The 13,281-nt window shown below is 53.1% G+C and carries 11 protein-coding genes and 1 pseudogene; 9 read left to right on the top strand and 3 right to left on the bottom strand.

Annotated features, from left to right (window positions below):
• Positions 1-11 precede the first annotated feature (11 nt).
• The 3 genes and pseudogenes from ACP5D4_RS18425 (at position 12) to ACP5D4_RS18415 (ending at position 3,465) form a co-directional block, all read left to right on the top strand.
• A pseudogene (locus ACP5D4_RS18425) lies at positions 12-437 on the top strand (zinc ribbon domain-containing protein).
• A 402-nt stretch (positions 438-839) separates the two neighbouring features.
• Positions 840-2,756: a molecular chaperone DnaK gene (dnaK, locus tag ACP5D4_RS18420; protein WP_428013079.1), complete on the top strand. Its 1,917-nt coding sequence runs from the start codon at positions 840-842 to the stop codon at positions 2,754-2,756.
• A 181-nt stretch (positions 2,757-2,937) separates the two neighbouring features.
• Positions 2,938-3,465 carry a phosphoribosyltransferase gene (locus ACP5D4_RS18415; RefSeq protein ID WP_428013078.1) on the top strand — a complete coding sequence of 176 codons (528 nt, stop codon included), beginning with the start codon at positions 2,938-2,940 and terminating at the stop codon, positions 3,463-3,465.
• 491 nt (positions 3,466-3,956) lie between these two features.
• On the opposite strand, the gene ACP5D4_RS18410 is transcribed toward ACP5D4_RS18415, so the two are convergent.
• Complete coding sequence (locus ACP5D4_RS18410; RefSeq protein WP_428013077.1) at positions 3,957-4,151, bottom strand: hypothetical protein; 195 nt, start codon at positions 4,149-4,151, stop codon at positions 3,957-3,959.
• A gap of 182 nt (positions 4,152-4,333) precedes the next feature.
• Between ACP5D4_RS18410 and ACP5D4_RS18405 the strand changes: the two genes are divergently transcribed.
• Positions 4,334-5,992 (top strand): calcium-binding protein, encoded by a 1,659-nt coding sequence (locus ACP5D4_RS18405; protein ID WP_428013076.1) that lies wholly within the window; start codon positions 4,334-4,336, stop codon positions 5,990-5,992.
• 459 nt (positions 5,993-6,451) lie between these two features.
• The gene (locus ACP5D4_RS18400) at positions 6,452-6,658 is read left to right on the top strand and encodes a hypothetical protein (RefSeq protein WP_428013075.1); all 207 of its coding nucleotides are present in this window, start codon (positions 6,452-6,454) and stop codon (positions 6,656-6,658) included.
• A 93-nt stretch (positions 6,659-6,751) separates the two neighbouring features.
• Here ACP5D4_RS18400 and ACP5D4_RS18395 read toward each other — a convergent pair whose 3' ends face one another.
• Complete coding sequence (locus ACP5D4_RS18395; protein WP_428013074.1) at positions 6,752-7,105, bottom strand: VOC family protein; 354 nt, start codon at positions 7,103-7,105, stop codon at positions 6,752-6,754.
• Between the two features lie 81 nt (positions 7,106-7,186).
• Here ACP5D4_RS18395 and ACP5D4_RS18390 point away from each other — a divergent pair, with 81 nt between their 5' ends.
• From ACP5D4_RS18390 to ACP5D4_RS18375, 4 genes are all read left to right on the top strand, one after another.
• Positions 7,187-7,795 (top strand): DUF1449 domain-containing protein, encoded by a 609-nt coding sequence (locus ACP5D4_RS18390; protein WP_428013073.1) that lies wholly within the window; start codon positions 7,187-7,189, stop codon positions 7,793-7,795.
• A 110-nt stretch (positions 7,796-7,905) separates the two neighbouring features.
• Complete coding sequence (locus tag ACP5D4_RS18385; protein WP_428013072.1) at positions 7,906-10,020, top strand: flotillin family protein; 2,115 nt, start codon at positions 7,906-7,908, stop codon at positions 10,018-10,020.
• Positions 10,021-10,235: 215 nt separating this feature from the next.
• Positions 10,236-11,210 carry a glycosyltransferase family 9 protein gene (locus ACP5D4_RS18380; RefSeq protein ID WP_428013071.1) on the top strand — a complete coding sequence of 325 codons (975 nt, stop codon included), beginning with the start codon at positions 10,236-10,238 and terminating at the stop codon, positions 11,208-11,210.
• Between the two features lie 149 nt (positions 11,211-11,359).
• A complete protein-coding gene (locus ACP5D4_RS18375) occupies positions 11,360-11,962 on the top strand; it encodes a hypothetical protein (RefSeq protein ID WP_428013070.1) in 603 nt (200 codons plus the stop codon).
• Positions 11,963-12,297: 335 nt separating this feature from the next.
• Here ACP5D4_RS18375 and ACP5D4_RS18370 read toward each other — a convergent pair.
• The coding region (locus ACP5D4_RS18370; RefSeq protein ID WP_428013069.1) for an NB-ARC domain-containing protein at positions 12,298-13,281 on the bottom strand (984 nt) is incomplete at its 5' end.

The following is a 13,281-nucleotide window of genomic DNA, read 5'->3' as shown; positions in this document are numbered from 1 at the left end:
GGGGGATAGGGATGGTGAGAAATCACAAACTCGCCAAACACATCTCTGATTGTGCGTGGGGAGAGTTTGTCAACCAACTGGACTATAAATGTCAGTGGTACGGACGAACGCTCGTCAAGGTAGATCGATGGTTCCCGAATCCCCCCTAACCCCCCTTATTAAGGGGGGAACTAAAGGGGGGATGTTGCGGACACAAAGCCGATTCGATGGCGTTGGATGTCAGAGAGTGGACTTGTCCGAAATGTGGGACGGTTCACGACCGGGACATCAACGCCGCACAGAATCTTTTGGCGGTGGGACACACCGTTACAGCCTGTGAAGCGAGTGTAAGTCTTGAAGGACATTGTTCCCAAGAGCAACTGCGAAAAACCCGTAAGGGAAGGAAGCAGGAACCTAAATCGCGAGGTTTAGGAATCACCGTCCTTCCAGGGCGGTGAGGATGTCAACCGATCTTCAACACAACGAGATCGATCGCGCCACCGCGTCCCCAGCCGCAACAACACCAGAAGACCCCGAACTTTCGCAGGATTTATGGTCGGACGCCTAAACCACCCTCCACAAAGGGCGTTGTAACCTTAACCGTTTCGAGGCGGTTCTTTGACAAACCGTCCTCAAACAGGTTCGGGAAACACGCCTTCAAGGGAAGCGCCGCCGCCGTCAGTATAGAAAAGTAAAGAAATGCGATTAGAGAGAGTTTGCTCGCACGGGCGCTTATCGAGCGAGAAACTGACGCCTCTGAGGGCTTGCAATCGATCGCATGAGATCGGCGGTCGCGATCGACTCGCGAAAAGCTTCGACACCCTATTTATTTAAGTTGTAGAGACACACAGGATACACCCATGGCCAAAGTCGTTGGAATTGACCTCGGAACGACCAACTCCTGCGTCGCAGTGATGGAAGGGGGTAAACCCACCGTCATCGCCAACGCAGAAGGCTTCCGAACTACGCCCTCCGTTGTAGCTTACGCGAAAAACGGCGATCGCCTGGTCGGTCAGATCGCCAAACGTCAAGCCGTGATGAACCCGACCAACACCTTCTATTCGGTCAAACGGTTCATCGGACGCCGTCACGACGAAGTAACCCACGAAACCAGCGAAGTTACCTACAAAGTTCTCAACGTTAACGGGAACGTCAAACTCGACTGTCCGCAAGCCGAAAAACAATTCGCCCCGGAAGAAATTTCGGCGCAAGTACTGCGGAAACTGGCCGAAGACGCCAGCAAATACCTCGGCGAAACCGTCACCCAAGCCGTCATCACCGTTCCGGCTTACTTTAACGACTCCCAGCGTCAAGCCACAAAAGACGCCGGAAAAATCGCCGGACTGGAAGTGCTGCGGATTATCAACGAACCCACCGCCGCATCTCTGGCTTACGGACTCGATAAAAAGAGCAACGAAACCATTCTCGTCTTCGACCTCGGCGGCGGAACCTTCGACGTTTCAATCCTGGAAGTGGGTGACGGCGTGTTCGAGGTGATGGCCACCTCCGGCGACACCCACCTCGGCGGTGACGACTTCGACAAACAAATCGTCGATTACATCGCCGCAGAATTCCAAAAAGCTGAAGGTATCGACCTCCGCAAAGACAAACAAGCTTTGCAACGGCTGACGGAAGCGGCTGAAAAAGCCAAAATCGAACTTTCCAGCGTCACCCAAGCGGACATCAACTTACCGTTTATCACGGCGACGCAAGACGGACCCAAGCACGTCGATATGACGCTGACGCGGGCCAAGTTCGAGGAAATCTGCGCCGACTTGATCGATCGCTGTCGCATCCCGGTCGAAAACGCCCTCAAAGATGCCAAACTCAGCAAAGACAGCATCGACGAAGTGGTACTGGTTGGGGGTTCGACCCGGATTCCCGCCGTCCAAAAACTCGTTGAAAAGGTTCTGGGTAAAGAACCCAACCAAAGCGTCAACCCCGACGAAGTGGTTGCAGTCGGTGCGGCGATTCAAGGTGGCGTCCTCGCCGGAGAAGTTAAAGATATCCTGCTGCTGGACGTAACGCCGCTGTCTCTGGGGGTCGAAACCCTCGGTGGCGTGATGACCAAACTCATCCCCCGCAACACCACGATTCCCACCAAGAAATCCGAAACCTTCTCCACGGCGGTGGACGGTCAAACCAACGTGGAAATCCACGTTCTGCAAGGGGAACGGGAAATGTCTTCCGACAACAAGAGCCTCGGAACCTTCCGCCTCGACGGAATTCCTCCCGCGCCTCGCGGCGTTCCTCAAATCGAAGTCACCTTCGATATCGACGCCAACGGTATCCTCAACGTGACCGCCAAGGACAAAGGATCGGGTAAAGAGCAGTCCATCAGTATCACTGGGGCTTCCACTCTCTCCGATACGGAAGTCGATCGCATGGTGAAAGACGCCGAAGCCAACGCGGAAGAGGACCAGAAGCGCCGCGAACGCATCGAGTTGAAAAACCAAGCCGATACGCTGGCGTATCAAGCTGAGAAGCAAATCAACGAACTTGGCGACAAGGTTCCGGCTGATGATAAGTCCAAAATTGAAGGTCTGATTAAGGAACTCAAGGAAGCCGTCAGTCAAGACAACGACGAGGCGATGAAGTCGAAGACGGAAGAGCTGCAACAAGCGTTGTACGCGGTTAGCACCAACCTCTATCAACAAGCGGGTGGTGAAGGCGCTGCGGCCGGTGCAGCCCCCGGCGGCGAAGGTCCTTCGGACTCCTCTTCTGATGACGATGGCGGCGACGACGTGATCGATGCGGAGTTTTCTGAAACCAAATAGGTCAGTTTGACCGCTTTGGGTTGAGGGAAACCGGGTTTCTTGAAGAAGCCCGGTTTCTTCGTTTTTCGACGACAAACGACGATGCTAAGCTAGGTTGACATCCCGCTGAGAGAATCGGCAGTTCGTACTATCGGTTTCTGAAAAATCTAGTTCTGAAAAATCTGTTTCTAAGCAAGGGGCTATGTCGGATCTTTTCGTGTCTTGGACGGAATATCACCAACTTGTCGAACGGTTGGCGGTGGAAGTGTACGAATCCGGTTGGAGGTTCGATCGCATCCTCTGTGTGGCGCGAGGTGGCTTGCGCGTCGGCGATATTCTCTCGCGCCTGTTTGACTGTCCGTTGGCGATTCTAGCCACGTCCTCTTACGGCGGGGCGGAGGGACGACAGCGAGGCCAGGTTTCGATCGCCCCTCATTTGACGATGAGTTCTGCACCCTTGGGACGCCGTATCTTAGTGGTAGACGACTTGGTGGATTCGGGAGAGTCGTTAAAGGCGGTGTTGGAGTGGTTGCGCGATCGATACGGCGACGATATTGAAGAAATACGAACGGCGGTGTTGTGGTACAAAGCTTGCGGAAACATCGCGCCGGATTATTACGTCGAATACCTACAAGATAATCCCTGGATTCACCAACCCTTTGAGGAGTACGAAAAGATGAATCCGACATCTCTGGCAGCCCGAAAGAAAGGCGATCGATCCGCCCCGTGAAGTCGGGCGTTCGTCTGCTATCTAAGCGGCATTTCTCGGTGCAGTTCGGTTTGTTTTTTTATCACTTTTATTGACGTAAAACCATTAATCTGATTGCCGTTTTTCTGCATTTTTTAAAGGTAACTCGATAAAGAACAAAAGTTTTTATAGACGCATAAAAAACTTTAATGTTTGATTTTGCCCTCGTTTAACGATTTATTTTTATATTATTTTTATCGGGTCTTCGGAAATTATGGTGTAATTTGTAAATTTGAACACAAAATCTGGGTAAGGACGAAGGGGGGATGACCCGGCATAAATCTGCTTATCACCTCAAACTCCGAAGACCCTTTTTATCTTGTTTTTTTGCCAAATCCAATAAGATCCCCGGCATCTTGGAGATGCCGGGGATCTGGCGCGAAAAGAATCTGGCGCGAAACCCCTTCAACCCAAGAGAGTTTCAACCGCGCTGCTTCCGCCAATTCCGTCATTTTTCCATCGCCAACCATCTCTTAAAAAATCCGACGCAGCCCCAGGGGGTGAGAGGTGACATCCATCATCCCGACCTGAAAAACTGACTCCAAAATAGACCGAGGTAGAGTGGCAGTCACCCAGGAAAGCGCTATCGTCCCCAAAGCCTCCTCCCGCCTCAAACAACTGCCTTTAAAGCCCTCGAGAACGAACGCCTTATCTCGAGGGCTTGCCATGGCCTCGAGCTTGAAATCCTCAAAAATTTCCCGAGGATCGATCGACTTTCCTGAAGATAGAAGACATAGCGATTCCAGCAAACTCCAGCCGTCTCGAGGGCGAGTTTTGGAACTAATTGCTCTCGCGATCGTCTACTCCTGTAGCAGCCTTTACGTCTTTCGATTTTGGTAACTTTGTAAAAATGGCTAACAACGCAACCCTATCCGGTCAACTCAACGCCAACGATCTGATTTTCATGTCAGGGGATATCGGGGCGACCAATAACGCCGTCACGCGCTTTGACGAATATCTCATCACGGTCGACCAACCCACCGCCAACTTAACCCTGACCCTAACGCCCACAGGTGCGACTAGCGTCGCCCTCGTCGCAGCCAACCCCGAAGACGGGACGCAACTGGCAGGGAGCTTTAACGAAGGCAATCCCGCCACCTCCACGACCGCATTAATCTCGGGACAAAACGAATATCGCGTCATCCTCACGACGAACGAAGCCGCTCCCGTCTTTCCCATCGATTACAAGCTTCAAACCTTAGTCGATGCTGGGAACGTCAGCGTTTCCTCCTTAACCAACTCCATCACGGGCGCTCCCCAGTCGGGACAAACCCTGTCTCTGACCGGCCAACTCACCGATGGCGACTTCCTCGCCTTACCCTCTGCGGGGACTTACTCCCTCGCCGACGAGTACCGCGTCGCCACCACCTTAGCAGGCGAAACCCTCACCGCCCAGGTGTCGGGTACTGGCTTTACCCCCCGCTTGCAAATCATCGACATGACCAACGGTACGATCGTCGATGACGTGAGTGGGTCTGGTGTAAGCGCCACCGGCGCCTTAGCAGCGAACACAGAATATCGCGTGCGAGTCTTTAGCGATACGACCCTCGGCGAACAGGATGCCCGTAACTACAACCTCGTTCTCACGGCGCCGACGGGGGTTAAAGCCGCCGAACTCAGTCCCTCTCAGGGCGCCGGTTTAGCGCAAATCAACACGCCGACGCAACCGGCGCCCCTTGCCCCCACCGCAGCGAACACAGCCGAATACGCCAGCTATAACATCGGCGAACAAGGAAGCGCCCAAAATCCCGATTCCACGCAAGCGACGAACCAATTCGACCTCATCGGACTGTCCGGCGGCGACGACGTTATCGACTTGAACGCGCCGCCCACTTTGGGAACGCCGCAGATTTTCACGGACTTGACCCCGGCGATTCTCCCCGACGGAACGCCGGACTACAATAATGCCCGTTGGGTGGTGGCTTTTGGGGGGAACGATACCTTTACCGGAACGGCAGGGAACGACGTTCCGCTCGTGGGCAACCAAGGCAACGACACCTTTAATATGGGTGACGGTGACGATGTGGCGGTCGGTGGGGCGGATGCAGACGTTCTCAACGGCGAGGGCGGAAACGACATTCTCAACGGCAACCGAGGCAACGATGTTGTCAATGGTGGCGACGGTAACGACATCCTCAACGGTGGGGCGGACGACGACGTACTCAACGGGGGCGCCGGACAAGATACGCTGTCGGGGGATCTCGGTCGCGATTTCCTGACGGGAGGCGCGAACGCTGACACCTTCGTTCTCACTAGCAGTACGGCGACGGCGACGGCGGCTGAAGCGGACGTGATTACGGACTTTAGTGTGGCGGAAGCCGATCGAATTCAGTTGCAGGGTGTCGGTTTTGCCGATATCTCCCTCGAAGCGGTCGATGTGGCCATCGATGCGGGAGCGGCTACGGCTTCGACGGCGTTGAAGGTCATCGCCAGCGGTCAGTATGTGGGTGTGGTGCAAGGTGTGACGCCGTTCGAGATCGCTGAAGCCTCGGGCAGTATTTTCGTCTAGATTTTCTCTGCGATTTCGGTTCTCCGCGTTTCAAACGAGCCTCCTTTTCTTGACAAGGAGGCTTTTTTGTGGGATAATGAATAATTTTTCGTCAGCGCCCCGACCTCTTGAAGATGCTGGGACGCTTCTCGAGGAAGTTCCCAGCGGAAATTTTGCTGCGAATTTCTTAAGGTGACTATTTTTTTATTTTTTTCTAAAAAAATGGATATTTTTGTTACAAATTTTTTGCGGTTCGGCGATAAAAAATGCGTGTTTTTACGGTTGCAAAATCAACCGAAATAATTATTTACGGTCTCAAAACCCTTCCAGAACGGGGAGTTGAGAAGACTTGCGATCGCGATCGCATTGTTTTGTGAAATCGATCGCACTCAGTTCGGCTGGCGATCGCATTGCGATTCAAAAAAAATCGGTACAATAAAATCGATACGAGAAGTAGTCAATTTGGAGTGGCTACAGCCTATGTCTTACGTTCAAGAAAAGACCTGCGATCGAACCGTGTGCGAAATCGCCGATCGCATCTTCACATCGCACCAAATTACTCGGGCAGATCAACAGGTTTTTATGGCCAGTTTGCTGTCCAAATCCAATCTGACACCCGAAGAAGAAAACCTCATCAACCACGTTTTTGAAGAACTCAAACGCGGTATCTTGCGTGTCGTCGATTGAATTGGGCTTGCGAAGAAGATTGGTTCGCTAAACTACGATCGAATCCTACAGAACCCCGGTATCTTGAAAAATACCGGGGTTCTTGTCGATTCCCTAAGATTGAGCCGGTTCGTAGAGATATTCAAACCAGTTTCCATCGGGGTCGCGGCCGTAAAACGACGCCGTACCGTCCCGATGTTCGTGAATCTCGCTGACGCGCACGCCCTCGGCTTTGAGTCGTTCGTAAGCTGCATCGACCGCCGATCGATCGTCGAACACGAAGCCGAAATGCGGTCCAGCTTGTTCGTAATGGGGACTCAATAGGGCTAATCCGTCCTGTCCGGCTTTCAAATAAGCCCAATCTTTATCTTTCCACGCCAATTCCATCCCCAAATTTTGGTAGAACGCGGTGGCTTTCTCGATATCGTCAACGCAAATCGCCACGTGTCCGAGTCGTTTGAGCTGCATAAATTAAATCTTTGTTACCGTTATCCCACTATTCCATTCTAGAGCGACTATTCTGTGGAATAGCATTTCCCAAACGCGATCGTGTTCGACCTGGCCAACCTACCCTACTGGATTTTCCTCGTTGCTGGCATCGTGCTGTTTGTCGTGGCTATCTCCATCGGCGGAGAAGAAGAACTCGACGACGAGGGCGAATTTGTCATTCCCGTTCTCGGCTGGTTGGGAATCGGCCGGGTTCCGCTGATGTTGTTGCTGGCTGCGGATCTCAGTCTGTGGGGTCTCCTCGGTTGGCTGGTCAACGTGGCCTTCAACCTACCCAAATCTCCCCTCGATACGCTGATTTTTATCGCTACGGGAATTGTCAGCGTCTTACTCGGCGGTGCGATCGCCCGTCCTCTCGGACGTTTGTTCTTTGCGTCTTTCAGCGAAGACGCCAGTAGCGATCGACTCGTCGGCTGTGTCGGAACCGTGAGTTCCCGTCAAATTCCTCGGTTCGGACAGGACAAAGTGGGACAAGTGGACGCGATCGATCCCGCCAAAAACCTCGTCACCATCAACGCCGTGGTTCCCGAAGACGCGCAAGTGGTTCCCAAACGAGGCGATGCGGTCATCGTCATCGAACACCAACCGCCAATTTTCATCGTCATCGCCCAAAATTCGATCGATCGCGATCGCTGGCTGGGGACCTCATGAGGTGATGAGGAGATGAGGAGATGAGGAGATGAGGAGATGAGGAGATGAGGAGATGAGGAGAACACAGGTTTTCGTTATCCATTATCAATTGTCAATTATCAATTCCCATCATGTTGTACTTGCTGACGTTACTCCAAACCTTATTCTTTAACCCGGCGAAAGCCTCTCCCGTAGAATCGATCGCCGAATCCCCTCCCCCCGTCGTCGCCCTTCGCCGTCAGAATAGCGAATCCGTAACACTTCCACAACCCATCCAACAAATTCTCCCCGAAAACCGCCCCGAACTCGCCCGTAAACTCGCCCGCAAACTCGCCCGTAAACTCCTTGACGACCCAGCGAAAGCCCATACAGAAGACTCCGAAGACGTACTGGTTCTCGCACAAATCGGAAGCGGAACCTTCATTCTCGGCGGAACGGCGATCGGTATCGTCACCATTCTCGTCTTACTATTGTTGGGATTTTGGGCGTACACTCGGGTGTATCAAATCACGCCCAACAACGAAGCCTTCGTCCGAACGGGCGGCTTTCTCGCCAAGAAAAATACCGTTATTCTTTACGGCGGTTGCATCGTACTCCCGGGATTTCACGAACTCACTCGCGTTCCGATGCGGGAGATTAATATCGACGTAGAACGAACGGGAAACCTAGCCGTCCGGACGCAAGACTACTTACGAGCTAATATGCGCGTAACGTTTTATGTCTGCGTTAATCACGACGAACAAGATGTAAAAACTGCTGCCGCTCGCTTGTCTCGAGATGGGAAAATTTCTCCGGCCGATATTAAAGAAGCTCTAGAAAAACGGGCAGACGATGCGATTCGCGCCTCAGCAAAACGCAAAACCCTCGCCGAAATCGATTCCGATAAATTAGGCTTTGCCGACGAAGTGTTGAATTTGATTCAACAAGACCTAAAAAAAGTGGGTTTGACCCTCAACAATATCGCTATTTCCGAAATCGAAGAAAGCGACACTTACGACACGAACAATTTCTTCGACGCCCAAGGGGTGCGGTTAAGAACCGAGACGATTCAACGTTCCATCAAACAAAAAGAAGAAGTCGAACTGCGAACCCAACAGGAACGTCGAGAATTCCAATTGCAAACGGAGTTGACCATCGAGCAACGAGAATTAGAAGCACGCAAACAAGCATTAGAAATTGAAAAAGAACGGGAAAGCTCTCAACTCGAACAACAACTTCAAATCGAGTCATTAAGAGCGAAACGCGCCCGAGAAATTCAAGAAGCCAAAGACAAAGAAGCCGCCAACGAGCAACGTAATAAAATATTACAAGCGCGGGCGGTGGAAGAAGAAGAAATCGCCAAAACGCAAGGAGTACGAGAACGGCAAATCGAATCGGAAATTGCCATCGAAGAACAACAGAAAAAACTCAAAGTCGCCCAGGCGTTGCAAAAACGAGAAGCCGAAATGGCGGAGATCGATCGACAAAAAACCATCGATTCCAACCGCCTGAAAGCTCAAGTCTCCGTAGCCGAAGCCGAAGAACTCTCAGAACTGGCGAAACAAGAAGCGGCGATCGCCATCGCCCAAAAAACCCAAGAACGCCTCGCCGCCGAAGCCCTTCGCGCCAAAGCCGAAGCCGCCGTGGAAACCGCCTCCGCCGTCGAACGCGCCGAACGAGAACAGCGCCTATCCGCCATTCTCGCCGAACAGGAAGCCGAGAAACAGCGCATCGCGGAAAACAACGTCATCGAAATCGACGTATTCCGTCGCCGCCGCCAAGCGGAAATCGCCCGTCAAGCGGCGGATTTGGAAGCGGAATCCATTCGCACCCTGGCCGACGCCGAACGGGATAAATCCCTAGCCGAAGCCGCTGGAATCGAGGCGCGAATTACCGCCGAAAACTCCCTCAGCGACGCCAACCGCAACGCCCAACTCATAGCCGAAATCGCGCCGCAACTCATCGAGAAACTGCCAGAAATTGTGAAATCCCTGGCACCGCAACCGGGAATCTTGGGCGATGCGAAGATTTACGCGTTCCCCGGCGGCGGAAACGACAGCAACGGAGGCGTTTCCCAAGACGTAACGAAGTTGATGCTTTCGACGAGTGGGTTGACGTTAATCGAAGGCTTGTTGGAAGAAGGGAAATTAGACCAGCTACTGGCGCGTCTGACAACCCTGTTACGAAGCGAACCTGGTGCGATCGAGCGCGTTGTCGAGTCGCCGCCGACTTCCCCCAAACCGCCAGGAGACGGGATAGCCGGGTGAGGGTGCGATCGAGGTGAAGGGATGAATCTTAGTGAAGAGTGAAGACAGTTAAGAGATCGAAATTTCTCGCCATCCCATCATCCCCTCACCCCATCATTCCCCGATCCCCCCATCCCTAGACGACACGGATGCGTTCGACATACGATAAAGTCTGGATTGAGAAGCGCGATTCTCCCTCACGGAGACACTAACGCGAACGGACAAGCGGAATCCCTATGAAAGAAATCCTCGCCCTCGTTCCTGGGGGAATTGGCGACCAACTGCTATTTTTCCCGACTCTAGAACAACTCAAGCAATCCTATCCCGATTGCGAACTCGGCGTTGTCGTCGAACCGCGATCGAGAGGTGCATACCGTGCCAACAAGTATTTTCACGATGGTTCCTTAACCGTCATTCCCTTCGATTTCAAAGATCGCAACGGCCCCGCCGACTGGGGAAACCTGTTAGGCGTCGTGCGCGATCGAGAATTCGATGCAGCCTTATCCTTAGGGCGGCGGTGGGGGGTGGGACTGTTCCTGTGGCTGACGGGGATTCCCACCCGCATCGGCTACGAAGGGCCGGGTAGCCCGTTTTTAACGAACTCCGTTCCCCTCAAAGGCGAACAGTACGCCGCCCATATGTATCACGACTTGGTACGCGGGTTTGGCATCGAAGCCCCCTGTCCCGACCTTTCGGTGACGCTCCTCAAGGAAGATTTGGAGTGGGCGGAGGCCGAACAGCAGCGCCTCGGCGTGGCGGAAAGCGGCTATATTTTGATTCACGGGGGTTCGAGTCAATTGGCGCAAGCGAAGGGACTCGATAAAATCTACCCCGTGGAGAATTGGGTGGAGGTGATTCGCGGGTTGCAGCAACGCCAACCGAATCTCCCCATCGTGGTGGCGCGCGGCCCGGAAGACGACGAGTTGGTACGGGCGCTGACGCAAGCCACCAGCGGACTGAAAACCATCGCTCCGCCCGATGTCGGTAAACTGGCGGCGACGATCGCAGGTGCGACGCTGATGTTGTGTACGGACAGCGCCCCGATGCACTTGGCGGTGGCGGTGAAAACCTACACTTACGCCCTCTTCGGACCGACTGACCCGCACAAACTGCTTCCTCCCGAGAGCGATCGAGCGGTGGGAATTCAATCGACGACGGGTCGTATGGCGGATATCAAACCGCAAACGGTGTTAGACCGGGTGTTTGGCTAACGTCTGGACGGGGAAGGACGACAATTTCGGGTTTTCCTTCCTCGACTGTTCGTTAAAATGCTCGATCGAGCCTTGAGTGCAACGTTCGATGGCTCAGTGCGATCGCGGTGCGTAGCACTTTCGCGAAACCTTTATTTCAACGTTTGAAAATGTCAGTCAATCCCGAAGGGACTTGGGCGATCGAGGAGGCGAAAACCTTGCGCGGCAAGTCCTACACTGGAACGGTTAAAATTTATCCGCTCGATCGGCTTTATCAAGTCTTTTGGCTTACCGATCGCTATCATTTTGCTGGATTGGGATTTGTCGAGGACAATTTTTTATTGACGGGGTGGAGTTTTGATTCCTCCTACTGCGTGGTGTTGTACCGCATTGGTCCTGACGGGACTCTCGAAGGCCGTTGGACGACGCCGCAGTTTCTCGGTCAAGTGGGCTGGGAACGCGCCACAGGGGGAACGCCGGGCGAATTGGAAGGGTTATATCAGGTAGCGGGGGCTTATGCGGACAACCGAACGCCCTACACGAACAGTCTCGCTATCGGTAAGGTGGGAGATGTTTATCAGTTATCGAGCAGTCGATCGCAGCAAAGTCAGGGAATCGGCTTGCGCTTGAACGATTGGCTGTTGGTGAATTGGGGTTACGGCCGCAATTTCGGCGTTATGGCTTACGAGATCGATCGAGATGCCGCCACGGGACATTGGACGCGCCCCGGAACTGATAAGGTGGCGATCGAACGACTGGCTAAGATTTGTTAGAAAAGCTTGTGTTTCTCGGATTCCCTGCTTCGGATGGGGAGGGACGCCAACGGCAATCGACCATTCGATCCCATTTTTGAGTTGAAATATCCGATCTCGATCGCCGATACCACCTACTCCTCTCAAACCTCCCCTACAGTAGTCGATCGAGGATTACCACCAAATCATCAACATCGCCAGCCTAGCCCAATCAATTACCGAGATCGCCAAGTTCTCAGCCATGGCGCGATCTCCCCCTGGCGTTCCCAAACTGCACCCTGGAGGTGAGATCGCTGTTTCCTTGACTGAAACCTTAGCAACCTAGAAGAGTGCCAAGCGTTACAGATGCACTAATTCTAAGCAATCGATCGAGCTAAGTTACGGATGTATTGTCGAATGACGGGTTGTAGGCTTAGCTGGAGATTACACTGGGATGAGGGTTCTAATAAACTGCGTCGTTTGAGAGATTGGATGGCTTTGAGAAATTCTCGATCTGAGAGGAGATTGGCGGGTTTGGGGTTGAGGTTGGCGGGGGAGTCTTGGTTGGCTAACCAGTGCAGTAGGGTTTTTTCGGCGTTCCCAAGGCGTTGGTAGTGGAGCGTGAGGACGGTTTCTAGGTCTCCTAAGAAGAGAGTGGGATAGGAGAGGAATTGCTCAACGCTACCGTTGAATAAGTCGAGAATTGTGGAAGCGGTTAGGTTGAGCCACAAGGGATTGTTGTTATACAGTTGAGTCAGTTTGGGCCAGGTGTTGGGGTCTTTGAGTTGGCGATCGCGGAGGATTTGGCTGGCGAGTTGAGGAAACCCCTGAACGGGAAGGGTTTTACAGTGGTGGGTTTCGCTTTCTAAGGCGGCGATTTCGAGGGGATGTTCCCAACTCAGGAGCAGAATACAACTTTGGTGAGAGCAGGTGCCGAGTTCACGGAGGAGTTGGCCATAGCCTTGATAGTCTCGACGGTAGGTTCCGACAAATTCACCGGGGGTTAGAGTCTCTTGCAGGTTGTCTAGGATGAGCAAGCAACGGTGATGTCTGAGATGGTCTAGGAGTGATCGGTTCGGGGTGGAGGTTGCGGCGAAAAACTGGCAGATGTGGTTTTTTAGGGTTTCTAGGTTGGAGAATTTACGATGGTTGCACCAGAGGATATGGCTAAAGTGCTCTTTTATGTGTTCGACGAGTTGTCGAGCGAGGGCGGTTTTGCCAATTCCTGATAATCCGGTGAGGGTGATAATGCGGCTATGTTCGTTGAGTATCCACTGTTTGAGGGTGGTGAGTTCGTTGTGACGGGTGTGGAGGCGATCGTATTCGGGAGCTTGGCTGAGATTATGGCGGGGTGTGGTGTC

This window comes from Baaleninema sp., assembly GCF_049974805.1.
Classification (GTDB): domain Bacteria; phylum Cyanobacteriota; class Cyanobacteriia; order Cyanobacteriales; family Geitlerinemataceae; genus Baaleninema.
This window is presented reverse-complemented; position numbering and strand designations above follow the sequence as displayed.